Source organism: Pusillimonas sp. T2 (genome assembly GCF_002236805.1).
In the GTDB taxonomy this organism is placed as follows: domain Bacteria; phylum Pseudomonadota; class Gammaproteobacteria; order Burkholderiales; family Burkholderiaceae_B; genus Neopusillimonas.
The window spans coordinates 1-21,282 of sequence record NZ_NIQA01000003.1; the positions used below are offsets into that span (position 1 = coordinate 1).

General features: G+C 56.2%; 22 protein-coding genes. 14 read left to right on the forward strand and 8 right to left on the reverse strand.

Going from position 1 to position 21,282, the window contains the following annotated elements; translation table 11 throughout:
- Positions 1–257 precede the first annotated feature (257 nt).
- The 6 genes from PuT2_RS15890 to PuT2_RS05715 form a co-directional block, all read right to left on the reverse strand.
- A complete protein-coding gene (locus tag PuT2_RS15890) occupies positions 258–869 on the reverse strand; it encodes a hypothetical protein (RefSeq protein WP_173862514.1) in 612 nt (203 codons plus the stop codon).
- A gap of 283 nt (positions 870–1,152) precedes the next feature.
- Positions 1,153–1,932 carry a DUF4393 domain-containing protein gene (locus PuT2_RS05695; RefSeq protein WP_093970098.1) on the reverse strand — a complete coding sequence of 260 codons (780 nt, stop codon included), beginning with the start codon at positions 1,930–1,932 and terminating at the stop codon, positions 1,153–1,155.
- A 260-nt stretch (positions 1,933–2,192) separates the two neighbouring features.
- On the reverse strand, positions 2,193–3,506 hold the full coding sequence (locus PuT2_RS05700; RefSeq protein WP_093970099.1) for a Y-family DNA polymerase: 1,314 nt from the start codon (positions 3,504–3,506) through the stop codon (positions 2,193–2,195).
- A complete protein-coding gene (locus PuT2_RS05705; RefSeq protein WP_093970100.1) occupies positions 3,467–3,901 on the reverse strand; it encodes a LexA family transcriptional regulator in 435 nt (144 codons plus the stop codon). The genes PuT2_RS05700 and PuT2_RS05705 overlap by 40 nt, the downstream gene beginning before the upstream one ends.
- Before the next feature lie 103 nt (positions 3,902–4,004).
- The gene (locus PuT2_RS05710) at positions 4,005–5,219 is read right to left on the reverse strand and encodes a site-specific integrase (RefSeq protein ID WP_093970101.1); all 1,215 of its coding nucleotides are present in this window, start codon (positions 5,217–5,219) and stop codon (positions 4,005–4,007) included.
- Between the two features lie 176 nt (positions 5,220–5,395).
- Positions 5,396–6,340: a YicC/YloC family endoribonuclease gene (locus tag PuT2_RS05715; RefSeq protein WP_093970102.1), complete on the reverse strand. Its 945-nt coding sequence runs from the start codon at positions 6,338–6,340 to the stop codon at positions 5,396–5,398.
- A 134-nt stretch (positions 6,341–6,474) separates the two neighbouring features.
- On the opposite strand from PuT2_RS05715, the gene rph reads away from it, so the two are divergent.
- The 6 genes from rph to ntrC all read left to right on the forward strand — a co-directional run bounded on the left by rph (position 6,475) and on the right by ntrC (position 13,278).
- Positions 6,475–7,224 (forward strand): ribonuclease PH, encoded by a 750-nt coding sequence (rph, locus tag PuT2_RS05720; RefSeq protein WP_093970103.1) that lies wholly within the window; start codon positions 6,475–6,477, stop codon positions 7,222–7,224.
- Positions 7,225–7,228: 4 nt separating this feature from the next.
- On the forward strand, positions 7,229–7,834 hold the full coding sequence (rdgB, locus tag PuT2_RS05725; RefSeq protein WP_093970104.1) for an RdgB/HAM1 family non-canonical purine NTP pyrophosphatase: 606 nt from the start codon (positions 7,229–7,231) through the stop codon (positions 7,832–7,834).
- Between the two features lie 5 nt (positions 7,835–7,839).
- Positions 7,840–9,084, forward strand: a complete 1,245-nt coding sequence (gene hemW, locus PuT2_RS05730) for a radical SAM family heme chaperone HemW (RefSeq protein ID WP_093970105.1) — start codon at positions 7,840–7,842, stop codon at positions 9,082–9,084.
- Positions 9,085–9,293: 209 nt separating this feature from the next.
- Complete coding sequence (glnA, locus tag PuT2_RS05735) at positions 9,294–10,706, forward strand: type I glutamate--ammonia ligase (RefSeq protein WP_093970106.1); 1,413 nt, start codon at positions 9,294–9,296, stop codon at positions 10,704–10,706.
- A 22-nt stretch (positions 10,707–10,728) separates the two neighbouring features.
- Complete coding sequence (glnL, locus tag PuT2_RS05740; protein WP_093970107.1) at positions 10,729–11,781, forward strand: nitrogen regulation protein NR(II); 1,053 nt, start codon at positions 10,729–10,731, stop codon at positions 11,779–11,781.
- Between the two features lie 3 nt (positions 11,782–11,784).
- Positions 11,785–13,278 (forward strand): nitrogen regulation protein NR(I), encoded by a 1,494-nt coding sequence (ntrC, locus tag PuT2_RS05745; RefSeq protein WP_093970108.1) that lies wholly within the window; start codon positions 11,785–11,787, stop codon positions 13,276–13,278.
- A 12-nt stretch (positions 13,279–13,290) separates the two neighbouring features.
- Here ntrC and smpB read toward each other — a convergent pair whose 3' ends face one another.
- Positions 13,291–13,749, reverse strand: coding sequence for an SsrA-binding protein SmpB (gene smpB / locus PuT2_RS05750; RefSeq protein WP_093970109.1), 459 nt, complete (start codon positions 13,747–13,749; stop codon positions 13,291–13,293).
- Positions 13,750–13,815: 66 nt separating this feature from the next.
- Here smpB and PuT2_RS05755 point away from each other — a divergent pair, with 66 nt between their 5' ends.
- The 3 genes from PuT2_RS05755 to PuT2_RS05765 are packed head-to-tail and all read left to right on the forward strand — an operon-like array spanning position 13,816 to position 15,747.
- The gene (locus tag PuT2_RS05755) at positions 13,816–14,247 is read left to right on the forward strand and encodes a type II toxin-antitoxin system RatA family toxin (RefSeq protein ID WP_093970110.1); all 432 of its coding nucleotides are present in this window, start codon (positions 13,816–13,818) and stop codon (positions 14,245–14,247) included.
- Positions 14,240–14,590: an RnfH family protein gene (locus PuT2_RS05760; RefSeq protein WP_093970111.1), complete on the forward strand. Its 351-nt coding sequence runs from the start codon at positions 14,240–14,242 to the stop codon at positions 14,588–14,590. The genes PuT2_RS05755 and PuT2_RS05760 overlap by 8 nt, the downstream gene beginning before the upstream one ends.
- Positions 14,587–15,747 (forward strand): enoyl-CoA hydratase/isomerase family protein, encoded by a 1,161-nt coding sequence (locus PuT2_RS05765; RefSeq protein ID WP_093970112.1) that lies wholly within the window; start codon positions 14,587–14,589, stop codon positions 15,745–15,747. The genes PuT2_RS05760 and PuT2_RS05765 overlap by 4 nt, the downstream gene beginning before the upstream one ends.
- Here PuT2_RS05765 and PuT2_RS05770 read toward each other — a convergent pair.
- Positions 15,723–16,703 (reverse strand): folate-binding protein YgfZ, encoded by a 981-nt coding sequence (locus tag PuT2_RS05770; RefSeq protein ID WP_093970113.1) that lies wholly within the window; start codon positions 16,701–16,703, stop codon positions 15,723–15,725. The genes PuT2_RS05765 and PuT2_RS05770 overlap by 25 nt on opposite strands.
- A 133-nt stretch (positions 16,704–16,836) precedes the next feature.
- Here PuT2_RS05770 and mltG point away from each other — a divergent pair, with 133 nt between their 5' ends.
- Genes mltG through PuT2_RS05795 form a run of 5 tightly spaced genes read left to right on the forward strand, consistent with a single transcriptional unit; the run spans position 16,837 to position 21,255 of the window.
- A complete protein-coding gene (mltG, locus tag PuT2_RS05775) occupies positions 16,837–17,835 on the forward strand; it encodes an endolytic transglycosylase MltG (RefSeq protein ID WP_093970114.1) in 999 nt (332 codons plus the stop codon).
- A gap of 1 nt (position 17,836) precedes the next feature.
- Positions 17,837–18,508, forward strand: a complete 672-nt coding sequence (tmk, locus tag PuT2_RS05780) for a dTMP kinase (protein WP_093970115.1) — start codon at positions 17,837–17,839, stop codon at positions 18,506–18,508.
- Positions 18,505–19,569 (forward strand): DNA polymerase III subunit delta', encoded by a 1,065-nt coding sequence (holB, locus tag PuT2_RS05785; protein ID WP_093970116.1) that lies wholly within the window; start codon positions 18,505–18,507, stop codon positions 19,567–19,569. Before tmk ends, holB begins: the two co-directional genes overlap by 4 nt.
- 41 nt (positions 19,570–19,610) lie before the next feature.
- Positions 19,611–20,405: a TatD family hydrolase gene (locus tag PuT2_RS05790; protein WP_093970117.1), complete on the forward strand. Its 795-nt coding sequence runs from the start codon at positions 19,611–19,613 to the stop codon at positions 20,403–20,405.
- Positions 20,395–21,255 (forward strand): ankyrin repeat domain-containing protein, encoded by an 861-nt coding sequence (locus PuT2_RS05795; protein WP_093970118.1) that lies wholly within the window; start codon positions 20,395–20,397, stop codon positions 21,253–21,255. Before PuT2_RS05790 ends, PuT2_RS05795 begins: the two co-directional genes overlap by 11 nt.
- The last annotated feature ends 27 nt before the right edge of the window (positions 21,256–21,282 follow it).

Below are 21,282 nucleotides of genomic sequence, written 5' to 3' on the forward strand. Positions count from 1 at the left end.
TCAATCATTCCTGCACTTCTGGCCATGAAGTGAGGCGATGACCGCTCTGGGGCGAAAACGGCCGTTGGCTGTGGCTGTTTTCGACCCAAAGCGGACGGTGGGTCTGAGCTGTCAGCTCGTTATTCTCGAACAATCGTCCGCGCGAAACAGGTGAGTTAACCATCCACTGGGTCTCATTAAGTACGCGTACTGGACCATCTCATCATCGCAAACACGACAGCCGGTTCCCTGGCGGGTTGGCACCCACATCTCAAAAATCAATCGGACCCACCGCCCAGCGCACTTCGAACAATTTCATCGAGTTCTGGCGCATATACATAGTCGTGCCACGCCTGTTTGACGCCGTAGCGTTCGCCGTACCTTGATACAAGTGTTCGAAATCGCTCTTCAGTATCGTCACCAAAAATCGTCAGTTGTCGGTCAAAGACGCGAAAGGTATATGGGTCTTCAGAAGGCCTCCACGGAAAATAAACCTCTATATAAAGTTCTTTTAGCAACTTGAATTCTTTGGATTTTTGTATCTGAGAAGCGATTTCATTAGTTTCTCGCTTGGCCGAAAAATACTTAAATCCCGCTTTTCGGAATCCCTGATTACGGACACGGCACGACCCGGAATATGATTTCTGGTTAGAGAATATGGCCCGGATGGCCTGTTTTATCGGCTCGATCATCTCCTTGCGCGCTTTTTGTATGGCAACGTATTTACCGAAATTCCATCCATCATTCCAGATGAGCCGAGCCACACCACTCCTGTTCTCGCTTGTCATCACCAAATCATAGGGACAGACGTCTTTCGGCAAAGATACTTGGGCAGCACGCAGGCCCTGCAAAAAAATCTCGTCGCTTTCTTGTTTATGGTTCGATGCCATATTTACCTCGTGCTTCACTCAATGTTTTCAGAGTTTGAAATATTCGTATGCTTGGGTCATAAGCTCATCGAACCTAACGAGTAGCTGCAATCAGTTGATTCCGCAGTCTTAAGCAGACCCTTGTGGTCGTGCTTGTATTTCCGCCCATGGTCAGAATTCGACCCAAAGCAGACAGTCAAACTACTAACGTTAGACTTAAGCAGCGCCCTCAGACGTCCGCTTGAAGGAGGGGTTAGGTGCTGGCGCTCCGCATAATCTCTTGCCTGAAATGACGATGGATAAGCTATGTGCAGGCCGTCTTGAATTGCCTTCCGTACTCGTTGACGTAAAGGATGCTGCGAATTGCCGTCAGCTCCAGCTCCAGCTCGGGGTTTGCACGTCGATATCGTTCGAGGATAGGAATTAATTCTGGATGACTCTGAAGCTCGTCGTAGCTATCATTTCCCGCAGTCCGATCGAACATCAATTCAACGAGGCCAAATTTACTAAGCCTTAATATGCTTGCTGACGTGTCGAAAATGTCATGCCCATCAATCTTCCATCCGGTGAACCATTCGGGAACTGCGTTGACGAATATCTTGCTTTGGCTCTTGATGGCGACATTGGGATTGATCACTTTCTGATATCCAGTCTTGTTAGCCAGCCTTTCAAATACCTTTGCATCTATCGCGCTCATCTGCTTGATCAAGTCAACGAACGAAGGATGGACGCTTTTGTCCATTGCGGTGTCCATTGAATTGGAAAGAAGATTGAGGTACATCTCGCGCAACGTCTCATTCTGCGCCGTATAGGTGAGAGCCTGAATGAGCGGAACAGCAATTTCTGGATCGGGTGTTTTTCGCTGTTCCTCAGGAATTCTTTCGAATCGACGATTTACTCCATCTACAACGAGTTGCTCAATCCGTTCCCAGCTCCAGAGAAATGCCCTGACAGGTGACAGCAGTGCTTTCGCGGAGCGGCCTGCGACCACACCCACCTCTTGAGCCGCAGGTTTTACCAAGTCTTTGTAGACCTCTGGCGCGAGCTTTGTCACTTCGTCTGTCAGTTTGTCTTCGACGCTCATTCTTCCTCCCGGGGTGTTGATTCGGGAGTGTAACTAGATTTAAACGACATGCAAAGATGCTCGGCGCTCTTATAAAAATGACTCTATCCGTACCGATGAGAGTGAGCAATCGCAAGGAGGCCTTTTAGGCAAGCCTAAAAATTTCGAGATTAAAGCCTTTTGTGAGTCGTCTAAGACCAATGATGGAATGACTGCTCCTGGCCGTTTGCTGCCTCATAACTCTGATGGCCCTTTCTTTTTTAATGTAAAACGTCTTGTGTTCAACGTCTCACTTCCACAATTTGTTCCCAATCCGTTGTGTAGCAGGGCGTTTTTCGCTCTTGCCGCATTGTCCATGCTGCACCGCTTTCCTGCAATGCACAGGCAGGCACCAGAGTTGATCGCCCATAGCGCTGATTGACGCTATCCATGGCTAACATGGCTCGTGCGCTTCTGGAAGCCGTTTTGTCTGCTCCATTGCTGTCGAACAGGGGCATCTGCTGTGTCACGCTGGTCAACGGGGCGATATCAAGCAAGCAGACACCAGCTTTTGAATACTTAAACCCGGGCCTGAAGATCACCTTCAGGCCTTTTTTGACGGCGTGCAGCAACACCGAGGTGTCAGCGGTCGGGGTCCCCAAGGGAACCAGGGTACTGCCAGAGTAGGGGGCATCCTTTCTAAAGAAGCTGGTGCGCGCAAATACATTGATGGCCCCCGTGACGCTATTCTGACTTCGCAGACGCTCGGCGGCTCGGGTGGAAAATACACTTAGCGCCTCCAGTAGGTCACCAAAGTCCTGCACGGGCGAGCCGAAGCTGCGTGAGCACATGATCTGTTGTTTGCTGGCCGGCATATCGTCCCAAGCTAGGCAGGGTTGGCCTGCCAGTTCCTGCGCCGTTTTGGCCAGAACCACCGAAAACCGATCACGGATCGCGTTCGTATCGGCCTGCGCCAGATCGGCCGCTGTATTGATGCCCAGTTCACGGAGTCTGGGCGCAAGTCGCCTGCCGACGCCCCAAACATCCTCAATCGGCACATGCGCCAGTGCACGTAACCGCCGGGCGTCATCCACTTGCGCGAGGTCGCATACGCCCAACAAGCGCGGTACTTTCTTTGCTAGGTGGTTGGCCAGCTTAGCTAGTGTTTTGGTAGGTCCGATACCCACACAGGTCGGGATGCCGATCCATTGCTTAATGCGGTTTCGAATCGCCGTGCCAATTTCTCGCCCCGAGCCTGGTACACCCGTCAGGTCAAGGAACGATTCATCAATGGAGTAAATCTCTTGCCTTGGGGAAAACTGCCCAATGATATTCATCATGCGGTGGCTTATCTCGCCATACAGCGTGAAATTGGCCGACAAGGCGACCAGTCCGTGCGTATCGGTAAGGTGTTGAATCTTGAACCATGGGTCACCCATTTTGATGCCTAGATCTTTGGCTTCTTGTGTGCGGGCAATGGCGCAACCATCGTTGTTGCTGAGCACCACCAGGGGTTTACCTTCGAGGCTTGGGCGCATCACGCGCTCGCAGGAGCAGTAAAAGCTGTTGCCGTCGATCAGGGCGATACGCTGCTGGTGTGTGGTCGAAACGTCCATGTCACTACTCCCCAGACATACAGCTCTTGCCCGTCCTTAAGCTCAATGTTGGCAAACGTAGGGTTGGCGCAGTCCAGCCGAACCAAGCCTTTGCGCTTGTAAAGGCGCTTGACGGTGTATTCCCCGTCGACTACCGCCACCACAATACGCCCATGAGCCGGTGTGACTGACCGATCCACGATGACGTAATCCCCGTCTTGAATGCCAGCGTCGCGCATGGAGTCGCCGCGCACGCGCATGAAGAACGTGGCGTCGGGCTGCTTGACCAACAAATCATTCAGATCCAGCCGTTTCTGGGCATGATCTTGAGCGGGGCTAGGAAAGCCGCATTGCACAGTGCTGGGTATGCCCCAGACGGTGACTGGCAGCTCGCTTAAAGGGATAGGTTTGCCCATAGATAAACTGTATATAAAAACAGTATTTTAGCGTTATATGAGCAACAAATTAATCGTCGGCGGAAAATTCCTAACGAGGAAAACGGTTCGAGCCCTATCTGGGCTAACCTGACATCATTGGTGCGAGCTTCTTGGCAAGAAGATCAAGAGCTTCCCTTCGTTCATCGAAGTAGTCATGACGATTGTAGATGCCCTCTACACCTTTGAGCTTATGGTTAAGGCACCGCTCTGCCACATGCCCAGGAACGCCCAGCGAAGCTAACAAGGTGCGGCAGGTGCGTCGTAAGTCGTGAACGGTGAAATGCGCCAGATCTTCCATTTTGTTTTCAGGTTGCACATCTTTGCCAGGCTCCCTACCAAACAGTTTGCATATCGCCCGATTCAGTGTGTCTTTACCCATGTGGGGCATTTTGCTTGACCGTCGATTTGGGAAAACATAGTCAGACCCAAATGCACGCACTTTAAGTTCGTTTAGCCACTGAATGGCTAAGTCAGGTAATGGGATGTCAATCGCAACACCCGACTTGCTTCGTTCTTTGGGTAGGTACCAAACCTTTTCGTTCAGGTCGAATTCGCTCCACTTTGCTTCCGTTAGCTCGCCTTTTCTGACGCCCAACAAGACTAAAAGCCCACAGGCCAAGTAGTTTTCCCGGGTAAAGCTAGTTGCTTCTTCTCTGAACTTCTTGAACGCAAATGTAAGCTCTTCGAAGCTCAGGGCTCTGTCTCTGCTTTTTTCTATGCCGCCAGCATCGTCTACCGAAAAGGCAAAAGCTGGGTTGCTGGAAATGATGTCTAGTTTGATGGCGTGGTTAAACATCTGCTTGCAGTACAGCAACGCATCGTTGGCAATCGTTGGCCTGCCGCTTTCCGTAATGTTACGCAGAATCTGCCTGATATCGCGCCCCGTAACAGCCGCTGGCTGTATTTGCCCAATGACTGGGGCGATGTCTTTTGTGTAGACCCGAAAGGGGATGTGGTGGTGCTTCAGGCGCTTTTTATTGCCTTCGTGCCAGTCCTTGAAAAGGTCGTCGACGCAGTTGATCTCGCCATAACTGGCTCTCTTCTTTGCAACGAGGGGGTCAAGACCCTCTCGGAGTTGCTTCATCTGCAAAGCCGCCGCCACTCGGGCATCTGCAAGCGAAAGGTCGTCCACCTTGCCTAGAGTCATTTCTTTGCGCTTTGCGTTGGATGTGTAACGCAACATCCAGTACGCACGACCAACTTTGGGAACGACAAGGTAAAGGCCATTGCCATCGGCGAAACGTCCGGGCTCCCCCCTAATTCTTGCGCTTACGGCCTTGCTGGTAAGTTCTGCCATAACCCCCTCCAAATGTACCCACCACTAGGCTTGGTGGGTATTACATCATACCCACCATTATACCCACCGATTTAGACTTGATTCTGGTGGGTATCAGTAGACTTCCATGGAGTTAGGTTTTTATATAAATCATTGATTTTGTTGATTATATTGATCTATATTGACATTGATTTACATCACTCAATGTTCTGCGCCTGCTCCCGCATCTGCTCAATCAGCAACTTCAAGTCAATCGCCGCGCGCGTTACTTCAATACCTGCCGCCTTTGACCCCAGCGTATTGGCTTCACGGTTCATTTCCTGGAACAGAAAATCCAGCCGCTTGCCTACGCTGCCGCCCGGGCTTTTACCTTTGCCAGTTCCCGCTGCTTTGGCCTCGCCGGTCGTCAATACATGCGACAGCTCGTGCAGATGCGATTTCAGCCGTGACAGCTCTTCGGCGACATCTACCCGCAGCGAAAACAATGAAGTTTCCTGGGCAATTCGTGCCGACAATTCGGCACCCGAAATCTGTGCAAACCCGCCGGGGTTTGCCGCTTCAAGCGCCTCGCGCAGACGTGTGGCCAGTTTGGCCTTGTGGTCGGACAGCATTTGGGGCAGGGCGGTTTCAACCTGGGCCACAATGTCGTTAATCGAGGCCGCGCAATCAAGCATCATTTGTGCCAGTCGTGCGCCTTCGCGTTCGCGGTTGGCCTGCATGTCGGCCAGCGCGGCATCCAGCGCTTGCACCGACAATTGCGTCCAGACCTCAGGGTCGAAACCTTCGGCGTCGCCAGCACCGGAGCCTTTGATCAGTTCAGCCAGGGCAGGCGAGGCCGTTTCGGGTAAAACTGCGCGGGCTTGCGCCAGTTGTTCGGCTACTGTCTGTAAATAGCTTGTATCCAGTGCCTTGGCCGTTTCTGTACGGGTACGGGTATACGACAGCCGCACTTCGACCTTGCCGCGCGTTAATTGCTGCGACAGCCGTTCACGCAAGGCGCCTTCGGCAAAACGCAAATCGTCCGGCATCCGGAATGTCACGTCCAGATAGCGGCTGTTGACGCTGCGCACCTCAAGAGAGGCCAGCCCATCGGGGCCTTCGGTGCGGGCATTGCCGAAGGCGGTCATACTGCGAATAGTCATGAAAGTATCCTGTGTTGTGGTTCGTGGCGTGCGCTGAAATGCTTTAACATTGACGCTTCTTCTGTGTCTGTCCGGGTAGTTGCCGTGCTGTGCCGTTAACGGCTCGCAATGCCCAACTTCAAAGGAATACACTTTTGTCCGTCACTCAAGCCGCTCGCCCGTCGGGTCGCGAGCTCAACGCTCTGCGCCCATTGTCTATCGTTACCGGTTTTACACGCCATGCCGAAGGCTCGGTGCTTATTAAGGCCGGCGACACGCATGTCTTGTGCAACGCCAGCGTTCTTGAAAAAGTGCCGCCATTTTTAAAGGGGCAGGGCCAAGGCTGGGTTACCGCCGAATACGGTATGTTACCGCGCTCTACGCACACCCGTTCCGATCGCGAAGCCGCGCGGGGCAAACAAAGCGGCCGCACTCAAGAAATTCAGCGCCTTATCGGCCGCAGCCTTCGGGCCGTGTTCGATCTGGAAGCCTTGGGCGAACGCACCTTGCACCTGGATTGCGACGTTTTGCAAGCTGACGGGGGCACACGTTGCGCCAGCATTACCGGCGCGTGGGTGGCTGCGGCCCTGGCGGTACGTACCTTGCTTAATAACGGCCTGGTCCAGCGCAACCCCATTAAAGATCACGTAGCCGCTGTGTCGGTGGGCTTGGTCAACGGCCGCCCGGTGCTTGACCTCGATTACCTTGAAGACTCGGGGTGCGACGCCGACATGAATATTGTCATGACCGGTAAAGGGCAATTTGTCGAAGTGCAGGGTACTGCCGAAGGCGAAACCTTCGATCGCCCGACGCTGGATGGTTTGCTCGATCTGGCAACCGTCGGGGTAGCGCAACTGGTCAAGTTTCAGCAACAGGCGCTCGATCTGGCGCAGTCAAAAGGGTAAGGCCATGCGAAAAGTCGTACTGGCCTCGAATAACGCTGGCAAGCTCAAAGAGTTCTCTGAGATCCTCGCGCCTGCGGGGATTCAAATGGTGCCCCAAGGTGAACTTGGCGTACCCGAAGCCGACGAGCCTTTTGGTACGTTTGTCGAAAACGCCCTGGCCAAAGCCAGGCATGCCGCCAAACTGACGGGTTTGCCCGCCCTGGCTGACGACTCGGGCCTGTGTGTAGACGCGCTGGGCGGTGCACCGGGTGTGTATTCGGCACGTTTTGCTGCGTTAAACGGTTTTGAAAAGTCTGACGCGGCCAATAATCAGTATCTGGTCAGCCGGCTGGCCGGGCAAAGTAACCGCAAGGCGCGTTATGTGGCGGTGTTGGTGTACGTTAGTTCGGCCGACGATCCCCAACCCATTATTGCCGAAGGCGTTTGGCCTGGCGAAATCATCGACGCCCCAAAAGGCGGCAATGGCTTCGGTTATGACCCTCATTTCTATTTGCCGACATTGGGTAAAACCGCGGCCGAGCTGTCGGCGCAAGAAAAGAACCGTGCCAGCCACCGCGGCCAGGCCCTGCAGCAGTTGTTGCCCCGGTTGGCCGACCGGCTTGGGCATTAAACCTCATGCGCACCATTATTCCCATACAGCCGGCAAACTCTTCGGCTAGTGCGGCCCCTGCAACACCGGCGGGTGCGGCGCTATCGGCAGGCAGCGGCATTACGCTAACCAGTCTGCCGCCGCTATCACTGTATGTTCATGTGCCCTGGTGCGTGCGCAAATGCCCTTATTGCGATTTCAATTCGCACGAGCTTAAAGGCGATCTTCCCGAAGCCGAGTATCTGTCGGCCCTGCAGGCCGACCTGGAGCAGGTGTTACCCTTGATTTGGGGCCGCCCGGTCGTGTCGATATTTATTGGCGGCGGCACGCCTAGCCTACTGTCGGCGCAAGCGCTTGACCAAATGTTGGCAATGTTTCGCGCCTGCCTTACCGTTTTGCCCGGTGCCGAAATAACATTAGAAGCCAACCCCGGCACGGCCGAAGCAGGTCGTTTTCGCGATTTTGCCGCGAGCGGCGTCAGCCGTATCTCGCTGGGTATTCAAAGCTTCAATAATGCAGCCCTGAAAGCGTTGGGGCGCATCCACGACGCCGACCAGGCGCGTGCCGCCATCGCTATGGCACAAGCGGCCGTACCCCGGGTTAATTTAGACCTGATGTTTGCCTTGCCCGACCAAACCCTGGATCAGTGTGATGCCGACCTGGCCGAAGCTTTGGCGTTTGGCACCGAGCATCTGTCGCTGTACAACCTGACGCTTGAACCCAACACAGTATTTGCCAAGTACCCGCCCAATATCCCGTCGGAAGACGACGCGGCGATCATGCAAGAGCGGGTCGCCGACACGCTGGCGGCGGCCGGGTACGAGCGTTACGAGGTCTCGGCTTATGCCCGTCCGGGCAAACGTTGCCTGCATAACCTTAATTACTGGGAATTTGGCGACTATTTAGGCATTGGCCCGGGTGCACATGGCAAGCTATCGTTTCACGACCGCATTATCCGGCAAGCCCGCCTGAAAAATCCGGCCAGTTGGATGACGCAAGTACACCAGCGCGACGGCAGTCATTTGGCGCAAGACGATGTTGTGCCTGCACAAGACCTGCCCTTTGAATTCATGCTGAACGCCTTACGTCTGCGCGGCGGTGTCAGTGCTGCCACGTTTACCGAACGTACCGGCGTACCGGTGTCGGCCATTGCGCCGGCCGTTGATCGCGCCGTACGCAAAGGCTTGTTGGTTGACGATCCCACTCGCTTCCAGGCCACGGCGCTGGGGTGGCAGTTTCTAAATGACCTGCAATCCGAATTTTTGGATTAATGTGTAAAAACGGTACAACCGCACCTTCAAACGCACCATAATAGTGCGTATGCACCAATGTGAGTCAGTCGTCGCCACGGCAGCAGGCAAATTTATTTATCCGTGGTGCATTTCCCATCCATTTTGGCGAATTAAAAGTTGGCACGCTTATTGCTTGTATAGGCGTACGCAGTATCGAATTGTTGACCCCTCATTGCTCAGGAGTTCTTATGTCCACCCCAGAAGATGTTGTGAAGTTCATTGCAGACAAGGAAGTCGCCTTTGTGGACTTTCGTTTTACCGACACGCTTGGTCGCGAGCACCACATGACGGTGCCTGCCCATACGGTCGATGAAGAAAAACTCGAAGCCGGCCAGGCTTTCGACGGTTCTTCGATTGCGGGCTGGAAGGGCATTGAAGCCTCCGACATGCTGCTGATCCCCGATGCCAAATCGGCACGTATGGATCCGTTCCGTGAAGAGAACACCCTGATCCTGACATGCGACGTTGTCGAGCCGTCGGATCTGAAAGGTTACGATCGCGACCCGCGTTCGCTGGCCAAGCGCGCCGAAGCCTACCTGAAGTCCAGCGGCCTGGGCGATACTGCCTACTTTGGCCCAGAGCCCGAGTTTTTCGTTTTTGACGGCATTACTTGGAACGACGATGCGTCCGGTTGCTTCGTCAAGATCAAGTCCGAAGAAGGTTCGTGGTCGCGTGGCCTTGAGCTTGAAGGCGGCAACCTGGGCCATCGCCCCAGCGTTAAAGGCGGCTACGTGCCTGTGCCCCCGGTTGACTCTTTCGCCGACATGCGTTCCGAAATGTGCCTGCTGCTCGAACAGCAAGGCGTACCTGTCGAAGTGCACCACCACGAAGTGGCTGGCCCCGGCCAGCTCGAAATCGGTACCAAGTTCAGCACGCTGGTCGAGCGCGCCGACTGGAACCAGATTCTCAAGTACACCATCCACAACGTCGCCAACGTTTACGGCAAAACAGCCACATTCATGCCTAAGCCCATCGTTGGTGATAACGGCTCGGGCATGCACGTTCACCAGTCCATCTGGAAAGACGGCCAAAACTTGTTTGCCGGCAACGGTTACGCCGGTTTGTCTGAGTTCGCCCTGTATTACATTGGCGGCATTATCAAGCACGCTCGCGCGCTTAACGCCATTACCAACCCTGGTACCAACTCGTACAAACGCCTTGTGCCTCACTACGAAGCCCCGGTCAAGCTGGCTTACTCGGCCCGCAACCGTTCGGCGTCCATCCGTATCCCATACGTAGGCAGCCCCAAGGCCCGTCGTGTCGAAGCGCGCTTCCCCGATCCATTGGCCAACCCCTATCTGGCGTTCTCGGCACTCATGATGGCCGGTCTCGACGGTGTACAGAACAAGATTCACCCTGGCGATCCAGCTGACAAGAACTTGTACGATCTGCCGCCCGAAGAAGATGCAAAAATCCCGACCGTCTGCGCATCGCTGGAAGAAGCTTTGGCAGCCCTCGACGCCGACCGCGAGTTCCTGACCCGTGGTGGCGTGTTCAGCAACGACATGCTCGATGCTTATATCGACCTGAAAATGGCCGAAGTCACTCGCCTGCGTATGACTTCGCATCCGGTCGAATTCGACATGTACTACAGCCTGTAAGCCAGGCAGGGTGGATCGTGACATGACACACCCCGAAAGTTACGATCTGCTCGCTACCGCAGTTTTGCTGCTCGATGGCAAAGGCCAGGTGGCCTTTGCCAACAGTAGCGCCGAAGAATTGTTCGGCGTGTCGCGGCGTCAAATGCAGGGCGTGCCTGCGCAAGCCTTGTTTCATGCCGACGACGCGCTGGCGCATCGTTTTACCGACGCCTTGGCGGGCCGATTTGGCATCTTGCGTCAAGATGCCGCCATCCGTACGTCAACGGGGCAAAGCGTACCCGTTGGCCTGGTGCTGGTGCCGCTCGAACATCAGCCCTGGGTAGCGTTGCTCGAAGTCCGTAGCCTCGACCAGCACGATATGCTCGATCGCACGCTGCAGCTGACCAAAGAGCTCAATATTCAGCGCGAATCGTTGCGCAATCTGGCCCACGAGGTAAAGAACCCGTTGGGTGGTTTGCGCGGTGCAGCACAACTGCTCGAGGTCGAGCTCGATGACTCGGCGCTGCGCGAGTACACCCGCGTTATTGTGGCCGAGGCCGACCGGCTCAGCAGCCTGATCGACCGCCTGATTGCGCCGCAAGGCGACACGCTGGTGCGTAAGCGCTTCAATATTCACGAGGTATGCGAGCGCGTATATACGCTGGTCAGCGCCGAATATGCGCAAAAAATTCAGTTTGTACGTGATTACGATGCCTCTGTGCCCGACGTGCTGGGCGATCTGCCGCGCCTGGTTCAGGCCTTGCTGAATATTGCGCGAAACGCTTGCCAGGCGCTAACCGAAACGCCCGGGGCAGCGCCGCCGCGTCTGGTGTTTCGCACCCGCATTGGGCGTCAGTTGGTGTTGGCCACTCGTCCGGTCAAGATGGGGGTCATTGTTTCTGTGATAGATAACGGGCCGGGTGTCGCGCCCGACCTGCACGACAAAATTTTTCATCCGTTGGTGACTGGCCGTGCCAGCGGGAGTGGACTGGGGCTCAGTCTAGCCCAGGAATTTGTGCAGCAACATGGCGGAGTGATCGAATTCGACTCCCACCCGGGGCATACCGAGTTCCGCCTAATACTGCCGTTGGAGTAGTTTATGAAACCTGTCTGGATAGTCGACGATGATCAAAGCATCCGCTGGGTGCTCGAAAAGGCCCTGGCCCGCGTTTCGATTCCGACGCAATCATTTGCCAGCGCCGACGACATGCTCGAAGCGCTTGAACACGACGCGCCTTCTGTATTGGTAACCGACGTCCGCATGCCGGGCAAAGACGGGTTGACGCTGCTGCAAGAAATCAAAAGTGAGCATCCCAACATGCCGGTGATTGTGATGACGGCCTACACCGATCTGAACAGTACCGTAGCTGCATTTAAGAAGGGCGCTTTCGACTACCTGGCCAAACCCTTCGATATCAATGACGCGGTGTCTTTGGTGCAACGTGCCATTCCGCCCGAGCCGGTAGCCCCCGTTGTGGCAACTTCCGCACGGACCGAGTCTGCAGATGCCCCCGGGCCGGTCATGATGAAGTCATCGTCAGTGGCTATGCAGGAAGTTTTCCGCGCCATCGGGCGGCTGGCAGTATCGCCCGCAACCGTGCTTATTACCGGCGAGTCGGGTACCGGCAAAGAACTGATCGCACGGGCCTTGCATCAGCATAGTCCTCGTGCTGCCGGGCCTTTTGTTGCGCTTAATGCTGCGGCCATCCCCCGCGATTTACTCGAGGCCGAATTGTTTGGTCATGAAAAGGGCGCCTTTACCGGCGCCACCCAGCAGCGGCGAGGTCGGTTCGAAGAGGCCCATGGCGGGACGCTGTTCCTCGACGAAATTGGTGACATGCCTTTCGAGCTGCAGACCCGACTGTTGCGCGTTCTGGCCGAAGGTAGTTTTTATCGGGTAGGCGGCTCGCAAGCGATCAAGGTCGATGTACGTATTGTTGCGGCAACGCACCAGCCGCTCGAGCAACGGGTGGCGCAAGGGCTGTTTCGCGAAGACCTGTTTCACCGGTTGAATGTGATTCGGCTGCGCTTACCGCCGCTGCGTGAACGAAAAGAAGATATCCCGGCACTGGCCGAGCTCTTTTTGCAAAACAGTGCCCGTGCGTTGGGCGTTGCCCCGCGTCGGCTGACCAGCGCGGCCCTCGAAGTGCTCAGGGCATTTGATTACCCGGGTAATATCCGGCAGCTTGAAAACTTCTGCCATTGGCTTACCGTCATGTCTTCCGGGCAGGTGGTCGATGTTAAAGACTTGCCCCCCGAGGTTGCCCAGGCAAATATGCAGCGCAATGCCTCGTCGAGCGAGAGCTCATCAGCTTCTGTTGCGCTTGCTGCGTCTGCGGGCTCAGGCCTTCAAAGCCAGCCCCCCGCTGCAGGCGACTGGCTGAGCTTATTGAGCAAAACCGCCCAAGACAAACTGGAGCGCAACGAGCCGGCCATTATGGCCACGCTGACGCGAGAGTTCGAGACGGTGATGATCAGTACAGCGTTACGCCATTGCCGTGACCGTAAAGCCGAGGCCGCGCAACGTCTGGGCATAGGGCGCAACACCCTTACACGCAAGTGCCAGGAACTGGATATCAGCAGCGCAGACTAACACCCGGGGGGTTTAGTCTTTGTTGCGGGTGTCGTGTTTCATGATGCGTTCTTTCTCGCGTGCCCAGTCTTTGTCGCGGGAGGTGTCACGCTTGTCGTGCAGCTTTTTACCCCGACCCAAACCGAAATCCAGTTTGATACGGCCGTTTTTATAGTGCAGATTTAACGGCACCAGGGTGTAGCCGCGCTGTTCGACCTTGCCAATCAGTTTGCTGATTTCTTCGGCGCGCAGCAGCAGCTTGCGCGTGCGGGTATTGTTGGGGTGAACGTGGGTAGACGCTGTGGCCAGCGGGCTGATATGCATGCCCACGATAAAGATTTCGCCATCGCGCACAATGACGTAGCTTTCTTTGATTTGCACGTGCCCGGCCCGTATCGCCTTGACTTCCCAGCCCTCGAGCACGAGCCCGGCTTCGAAGCGGTCTTCAATAAAATAATCGTGAAAGGCTTTGCGGTTGTCGACAATGCTCATTAGGGTAGGGGGCTTGGTGTATAAACGTTAAAATCAACCTTACATTCTATCTACTAAACCGAATCAATGCATACTGTTCAGCGATCTGTTCTTGTTCCTTACAACTGTGCCCAAATGTTTGATCTGGTCGCAGATGTCGAAAAGTACCCCGAATTCATGCCCTGGTGCGGTGGATCAACAGTGCAATCGCGCGACGAGCACGGCATGCAGGCCTCCATTACCATCAGCTTTGCCGGTATCAAGCAGGCCTTTACTACACGCAATCGGCACGCCTACCCCACACAAATCGACTTCGAACTCGTCGACGGCCCGTTTTCAAAACTGTCCGGCAAGTGGGAGTTCATCGAACTAGCCCCCGACGCCTGTAAAGTCCTCTACACCATGGAATATGCGTTCTCGAGCCGTGCGCTCGAAATGGTCGTCGGGCCGGTGTTCAACCGCATCGCCACCAGTTTTATCGATTCGTTCACCCAACGAGCGCAGGCGTGTTATGGCTGAGGCCACCGTCGTGCACATTGAGGTTATCTACGCGCTGCCCGACACCGTCTGGCGTAAATCGCTAACGCTGCCGCAAGGCGCGAGCGTCAACGATGCCCTGCAGGCCAGTGGCTTAGCGGTTGACTACCCCGAGTTGTTCAGCGACCCTGTGTCAACGGGCATTTACGGCGTGGCCTGCGCAGCCGACCACATACTGGCCGATGCCGATCGGGTCGAGGTGTATCGGGCGCTGCGTTTCGACCCCAAAGAGTCGCGTCGGCGCAGGGCGCTGCACCGCTTTGCGACCAAAAAATCCCTTAAAGGCGGCAAGCCTTCGCGTCGAAACGTGCAGGTGCGTGCATGACATCGACGCAACCCCAGCTTGGGGCGGGTGAGGTCGCGTCTGTATTGTTCAGCACGCTTGCTGCCGAAGGCGGCTATCGCCTCGGGCTTATTACCCTGAACCAACCTCAGGCACTCAATGGGTTGTCGCTCGATATGGCACGGGCCATATCGGCGCAACTTACCGCGTGGGAGGCCGACCCGAGCATTGCCGTGGTGCTTATGCGCGGCGCGGGTGAAAAGGCGTTTTGTGCTGGCGGCGACCTGCAGGCCATTTATCCCAGTCTGCCTCAAACGCCTTACGCCAGCGGCTGGCAAAACGAATACCTGCGTACTTTTTTTCAGGTCGAATACACCCTTGATCACCACATCCATTGCTATACCAAGCCGGTGTTGTGCTGGGTCAATGGCATTGTGATGGGAGGTGGAGCAGGGCTGATGATGGGCGCCAGTCATCGCGTTGCGACTGAAACCACCCGTTTTGCCATGCCCGAAATCGTTATCGGGTTATTTCCCGACGTGGCTGGCAGCTGGTTGTTTAACCGGATGCCGCAGGGCATTGGCCGGTTTCTTGCCTTAACGGGCAGCATAATCAACGCGTCCGATACCCACTATCTGGGCATCGTGAACCACCATCTTGCATCAAGTGCATGGCCCGTTTTATTGCAACGCTTACAGGCAGTTAGATGGCATCAAGACAGGGCAAGCAATGATGCCTTGCTTGACGCCTGCCTGAATAGCCTGAAAACGCCGGCATTGCCGCCCGGCCCGGTTCAGCAGTATGCGCATGCTATGGCCGATTGGACCAACGCCAGCGATTGGCGGTTGGTGTATCGTAGTCTTTTGGCGCTGACCGAAGCTGATGACGCCTGGTTAACGCAGGCTGCGCAGCGTTTACACAAGGGTTGCCCGGCGGCGATCGCGCTGGCATTTCAGACGCTGACCCGAGCTAAAACAATGTCGCTGTCTCAGGTGTTTCAAATGGAGTACACCGTGGCGCTCAACGCCACGGCGCGCAGCGATTTCCGAGAAGGTATCCGGGCCTTGCTGATCGATAAAACCGGAAATCCGCACTGGTCGCCCTCAAACATTGACCAAGTCGATGATGACCAGATTGCCGCGTTATTCGAACCCGCCTGGCCGGCGTCGCAGCCTCATCCGTTGGCCGCAATAGGGTAGGGCAAGTCTTGCAACACAATGGCGGGGCCATCGGCTGCGCCAACCCGTAAGTCGGCTTGACCAACGTCAGCCAGTTGTACCTCGAACAGTACATGGGTCAGGTTGTTGACCACCGCAGCGTTAACAATTCGGCCCACAGGTGCATCGGGCGCGCCAGCATGAAACGTGTCTTGACCGGGCGTGATGTTGGCCAAAGACTCTTTGGCAGCGTCTAGCGTAATGACGCCACGCGCCATGCGTCGCTTTACGGTACCCCGATAATGACTACGCGCCACGACTTCTTGCCCCGGGTAACATCCTTTGGTGAAACTTACGCCGCCAATCAGGTCAAAGTTCAGGGTCTGCGGGATGAACATGTCTTGGGTGGCCAGTTCGACCCACGGCAAACCTGCAGCGATATCGGCAGCATGCCAAGCGCCGACTGCATTACTTTCGGCGGCATCAAGGGTTTGGACGTCGTCGCGGGGGTCGATATGCCACCAGCGGGCCTGGTCGGGGTTTGCGCAGGGTGCGGCAATAAATGCCCCTGCCGTCGTTTCGACAACGGTATAGGCTGCAGGTTGTTTGGGCCAAGACGCGGCTGCGGACGCAGCGGCCGGGGGCACCGCATCGGGCGTTGCGCAGCTTACGCCTTGAACCAGGGCAGGCAGCAGGCTTAATTTAACTTTGGCCCGCAGGACAAACATGGACAAACGTTTTACTATGGCGGGCGCGATGTCGTGGCGGATCAGGGCTCGGTAGGTAGGGGCTTGGGCATCGGCCACTTGCCACACCACCATGCTGGCAAGCATGCGCCCTTTGGGCGTGCAGTAAGCTGCCAGGCAGGCTTGCCCGGGCGTCAGACCGGCAATGTCGTTACTAAGCTGGCCTTGCAAAAAGCCGGCAGTATCTTCGCCAACGGCTTCTATAACAGCAAAGTCAGGCAATACGGTTGTCGTGCATGGGGTTTGATTCATGGGCTTTACGTCAGGTTCGTAAGGTTAGGCATTAACGTTTTATGATAACGACCTTCGTTAGGGTTTGTCAGGATAACTCGGCTGGTTGAAGGGCTATAGGGCCCCAGGCGGCCACAGGACGCGAATGATACGGATGTTTAAAAAAGGTTTGTTGTGGCTTTTGCTTTTGGTCATGGTGCTTTCGGCAGCGCTGGCCGGCGGCGCCTGGTACTGGGCGCACACGGCCGTTACGCTCAAGCAGGACCCGGCCGACTATCTGGTTGAAAGCGGCGCCGGCCTGAGAGCTGTTGCCCGCAGCATGAACGAGGCCGGCGTGGTCATCAATGAAGACTTGTTTGTTGTTATGGCGCGTCTGACTGGCTACGACACGCAAATCAAGGCGGGCGCCTACGAGGCCCGTCAGGGTGACACCCCCCGTAGTTTGCTCGAGCGTATGGCCGCTGGCGACATGATGCAAACGCGGCTCACGCTGGTCGAGGGATGGACGTATGCGCGTATCCGCGACGAATTGCGTCAAAACCCTGACGTCAAACAAACGCTCGAGGACGTAAGCGATGCCGCCTTGAAAGATCGTCTGGGCATCGACAGCCCCAGTCTTGAGGGGTGGTTTTACCCCGATACCTATGTGTTCACACCGGGCACGTCCGACTTCGACATCTTGCGCCGCGCTTATGCCGCACAAAAAGAGATGCTCGACAAACTCTGGGCGGCACGCCCAGATGGCCTGCCCCTTAAATCACCCTACGAGGCGCTGATTCTGGCTTCTATCGTCGAAAAAGAAACCGGGCATGCTCAAGACCGCGATCGCGTCAGTGGTGTATTCATAAACCGTCTGCGTCTGGGCATGCCGCTGCAGACCGACCCAACCGTCATTTACGGTATGGGCGACAAGTACCAGGGGCGCATCCGTAAAGTCGACCTTCAAACCGACACTCCCTGGAACACCTATACTCGGGGCGGCTTACCGCCCACACCTATTGCCAGCAGCGGGCGGGCGGCGCTCAAGGCCGCACTCAACCCCGAGTCACACAAATTTTTGTATTTCGTCTCGCGTGGCGACGGCACCAGTGAGTTTTCCGAAAATCTGAACGCGCATAATCGTGCCGTCGCCAAATACATTCTGGGGCGTTGACATGTCGGTTAAACAAGGGCTTTTTCTTACACTTGAAGGTTTGGATGGCGCCGGCAAGAGCACGCATATCGACGGGTTGATTCAGCAGTTGCAAAGCTATGGCATTAACGTGGTGTCTACCCGAGAACCGGGGGGCACAGCGGTTGGTGAGGCTCTTCGCGACATGTTGCTGCATCAGCCCATGCATCTTAAAACCGAGACCCTATTGATGTTTGCCGCACGCTGCGAGCACATCGAACAGGTCATCCGCCCGGCACTGGCGCGTGGTGAATGGGTGCTGTGTGATCGGTTTACCGATGCCACCTTCGCCTACCAGGGCGGGGGTCGTGAGTTGGGCGGTGCGGCCGTTACGGCGCTCGAGCAGTGGGTGCACCCCGACCTGCAACCCGATTTGACCTGGTTGTTCGATGTACCGCTTGAGGTTGCGCGGCAACGGTTGACGGCGACTCGCACGCTGGACCGGTTCGAGCAAGAGGGTAACGCTTTCTTCGAACGCACCCGTGCGGCCTATCATGCGCGTGTCGCCGCACAGCCTGGCCGCTTTCGGGTAATTGACGCGACGCAATCCATCGAACAGATTCGCACGGTTCTGCAGCAACAAGTCGAGGCCGCCGTAGTGGGCTGGCGAACCGAAGGTGTTGCGCGCCCAGTCGCTGACGGGCCTTCGTTATGACGGCAGCCGTTCCACAGTTTTTGCCCTGGCAGCTCGAGCAGGCCCGTGCCTGGTTGGGCAATCGTGAGCGTTTTGCGCACGCATGGTTGATTCATGGGTTGGCCGGTATTGGCAAAACCCAGTTTGCACTTGCCGCTGCGGCGGGGTTGCTGTGCGAAAGCCCTAAGGCCGGGCTGGCTTGCGGCGCTTGCGTAGCCTGCCAATGGGTAGCCTTGGGTAATCATCCCGATTTGCGGCGTATCCGCCCCGACGCCGTTGCGGCGCTTGAGGGCGAAGAGGCCGAATCTGCCGAAAGCACCACGTCGACAACTTCGAAGAAAGCGCCGTCCAAAGATATCCGTGTCGAGCAACTACGCAGTCTTTATACCTGGTTTAATACGGCTACCCATCGCGGTGGATACCGCGTTGCGGTACTTTACCCGGCGCATGCCCTGAATCAGGTGTCGGCCAATGCCTTGCTCAAAGTGCTTGAAGAGCCGCCTGAACATACCGTGTTTTTGCTGGTGTCCGATGCCCCCGACCGCTTGTTGCCCACCTTGGTTTCGCGGTGTCGACGCTTGCCGCTGGCCGTTCCTGGGCGAGCGCAAAGCGCAGAATGGCTAGAACAACAGGGCATTCAAACGCCCGACTTGTGGCTTGACGCTGCAGGCGGCGCGCCTTTAAAGGCGCTCGACGCGGCACAAAGCGGTGAAGCGGCATGCCCGCAATGGCTGGAATTATTGGCGCGCAGTCTGGCTGCCACGGCGCCGCCCGACCCGGGCCCAACGGCCGACGCGCTTGAAAAGCTACCCGTATCGGTTTGGGTCGATGTCTTGCAACGCTGGTTTGTTGACTTGATGCTGGCAACCCACAATACAGCCCCGCGTTACTACCCTGGTTTGTCAAAACTATCGCAACAAGTCGGGTGCGCGGCGTCGCCTCGGGCGTTGGCCGATGCGGCCCGCTGGCTGGCGCAACAGCGCGCGTTGGCTGATCACCCCTTGAATGCCAAGTTGCTGGCTCATACTGCAGCCCAGCGCATTATCGGGGCCTGCGCTCGTGCGCAAACCCAGCTTGGCTGACGCAAGTACAATACCTGTATTCGTTTTTTGTTGGTTTCATCATGTACGTCGACTCACACTGCCACCTCGATTTCCCCGAACTCGCCGATAATCTCGACGACATCCTCGCGCGTATGCAACAAAATCAGGTGGGCCACGCACTCGTTGTCAGTGTTAATTTGCCGAACTGGCCGCGCCTGCTCGAACTGGTCAAGCCGCACGCCAACCTGTCGGCCTCGGTTGGCGTTCACCCCGACTACGAAGACACCGTCGAACCCACCGTCGATGATCTAGTGCAGCGGGCGCAGTCTTCAGAAAAAATCGTGGCCATTGGCGAAACTGGGCTGGACTACTTTCGTCTGTCCGAGCCGCTCGACTGGCAGCGTAACCGTTTTCGTACGCACATCCGCGCGGCTCGCGAGGCTGGGCTGCCGCTTATCGTGCACACGCGCGAGGCTCGCGAAGACACCTTGCGCATCATGAAAGAAGAGGGTGCAGATCAATGCGGCGGTGTGCTGCATTGCTTTACCGAGTCCTGGGAAATGGCGCAAGCTGCCATCGACATGAATTTTTATATTTCTTTGTCGGGCATCGTGACGTTCAAAAAGGCCCAAGAGTTGCAGGCGGTTGCCGAACGCCTACCCATCGATCGTTTATTGATCGAAACCGACTCGCCGTACCTGGCGCCAGTGCCGCATCGCGGCAAAACCAACGACCCGTCAAAAGTCATTCATGTGGCCGAAAAAATCGCCGAATTGCGCGGCGTGACGGTAGCCGATGTTGCCCGCCAAACTACCGATAATTTTTACGCGCTGTTCAGCAAGGTCAAGCGCCAGGAAAATGCCCATGTCCAGTAAAACTGTTCACTTTGGCCTTACGGCACGTTTAGGCACGTTAAGCGCTGCTTTGCTGCTGGTTGCGGGCACTACGGCTTGGGCCGTGTCGCCCAACTGGTGGGTCGATATCAGAAACGACCGTGTTGACAGCGTAAAAGCCGAATTGGCTTTGGGCGAAGACCCCAACTTGAAATCGGCCGCCGGTGAGCCGGCTATCATGCAAGCCATACGCGACGAGGCATGGGGCGTATTCGATTTGCTATCGCGGCATCGCGCGCTCGATGTCAATGCCACCAACAAAAATAACGAAACCCCGCTGATGTATCTGGCCATTGTGGGCGATGTCGATCGCGCCAAGGTCCTCATCAAACGCGGTGCGCAAATCAATCGCCTGGGTTGGACGCCGCTGCACTACGCCGCATCCAAAGGTCAGGTCGATATGGTTCGTTTCTTGATCGACAATAAAGCATTGGTCGATGCGCCGTCGCCCGACGGCACGACGCCGCTGATGATGGCGGCGTTCTCGGGCAGCGAAAATACGGTAAGGATGCTACTGGACGCAGGTGCCGAAGTCACCACGCAAAATCTGTCCAAGCTCGATGCCGCCGACTGGGCGCGTAATAAAAACTTTACGTCGTTGGCCGACCGGCTTGATGCCTTGATTGATAGCACCCTGGCTCAGCGTTATGGGCGGCAGAGTGGTTCGGCAGCTGTGGCGCAGCCTGTAGCCCCACGCGCTCCGCAGATGCAAGCACCCGAGGCACCTGCCGCACCGTCATCTACATTAGCCACCGACCCAGACCAAACCCCAGAAGCGGGCTCTACATCGCGCTATTTCGACCTTGACCGCTTCGATCGTCAAGACAACTAAAAAAAACCATACCGGAACTTCCGGTAT

What these genes read in the sequence shown, in the direction of transcription:
- PuT2_RS15890 (WP_173862514.1), bottom strand. Translation starts at nt 869, where the DNA reads ATGGCATCGAACCATAAACAAGAAAGCGACGAGATTTTTTTGCAGGGC.
- PuT2_RS05695 (WP_093970098.1), bottom strand. Translation starts at nt 1,932, where the DNA reads ATGAGCGTCGAAGACAAACTGACAGACGAAGTGACAAAGCTCGCGCCA.
- PuT2_RS05700 (WP_093970099.1), bottom strand. Translation starts at nt 3,506, where the DNA reads ATGGACGTTTCGACCACACACCAGCAGCGTATCGCCCTGATCGACGGC.
- PuT2_RS05705 (WP_093970100.1), bottom strand. Translation starts at nt 3,901, where the DNA reads ATGGGCAAACCTATCCCTTTAAGCGAGCTGCCAGTCACCGTCTGGGGC.
- PuT2_RS05710 (WP_093970101.1), bottom strand. Translation starts at nt 5,219, where the DNA reads ATGGCAGAACTTACCAGCAAGGCCGTAAGCGCAAGAATTAGGGGGGAG.
- PuT2_RS05715 (WP_093970102.1), bottom strand. Translation starts at nt 6,340, where the DNA reads ATGACTATTCGCAGTATGACCGCCTTCGGCAATGCCCGCACCGAAGGC.
- rdgB (WP_093970104.1), top strand. Translation starts at nt 7,229, where the DNA reads ATGCGAAAAGTCGTACTGGCCTCGAATAACGCTGGCAAGCTCAAAGAG.
- hemW (WP_093970105.1), top strand. Translation starts at nt 7,840, where the DNA reads ATGCGCACCATTATTCCCATACAGCCGGCAAACTCTTCGGCTAGTGCG.
- glnA (WP_093970106.1), top strand. Translation starts at nt 9,294, where the DNA reads ATGTCCACCCCAGAAGATGTTGTGAAGTTCATTGCAGACAAGGAAGTC.
- glnL (WP_093970107.1), top strand. Translation starts at nt 10,729, where the DNA reads ATGACACACCCCGAAAGTTACGATCTGCTCGCTACCGCAGTTTTGCTG.
- ntrC (WP_093970108.1), top strand. Translation starts at nt 11,785, where the DNA reads ATGAAACCTGTCTGGATAGTCGACGATGATCAAAGCATCCGCTGGGTG.
- smpB (WP_093970109.1), bottom strand. Translation starts at nt 13,749, where the DNA reads ATGAGCATTGTCGACAACCGCAAAGCCTTTCACGATTATTTTATTGAA.
- PuT2_RS05755 (WP_093970110.1), top strand. Translation starts at nt 13,816, where the DNA reads ATGCATACTGTTCAGCGATCTGTTCTTGTTCCTTACAACTGTGCCCAA.
- PuT2_RS05760 (WP_093970111.1), top strand. Translation starts at nt 14,240, where the DNA reads ATGGCTGAGGCCACCGTCGTGCACATTGAGGTTATCTACGCGCTGCCC.
- PuT2_RS05765 (WP_093970112.1), top strand. Translation starts at nt 14,587, where the DNA reads ATGACATCGACGCAACCCCAGCTTGGGGCGGGTGAGGTCGCGTCTGTA.
- PuT2_RS05770 (WP_093970113.1), bottom strand. Translation starts at nt 16,703, where the DNA reads ATGAATCAAACCCCATGCACGACAACCGTATTGCCTGACTTTGCTGTT.
- mltG (WP_093970114.1), top strand. Translation starts at nt 16,837, where the DNA reads ATGTTTAAAAAAGGTTTGTTGTGGCTTTTGCTTTTGGTCATGGTGCTT.
- tmk (WP_093970115.1), top strand. Translation starts at nt 17,837, where the DNA reads ATGTCGGTTAAACAAGGGCTTTTTCTTACACTTGAAGGTTTGGATGGC.
- holB (WP_093970116.1), top strand. Translation starts at nt 18,505, where the DNA reads ATGACGGCAGCCGTTCCACAGTTTTTGCCCTGGCAGCTCGAGCAGGCC.
- PuT2_RS05790 (WP_093970117.1), top strand. Translation starts at nt 19,611, where the DNA reads ATGTACGTCGACTCACACTGCCACCTCGATTTCCCCGAACTCGCCGAT.
- PuT2_RS05795 (WP_093970118.1), top strand. Translation starts at nt 20,395, where the DNA reads ATGTCCAGTAAAACTGTTCACTTTGGCCTTACGGCACGTTTAGGCACG.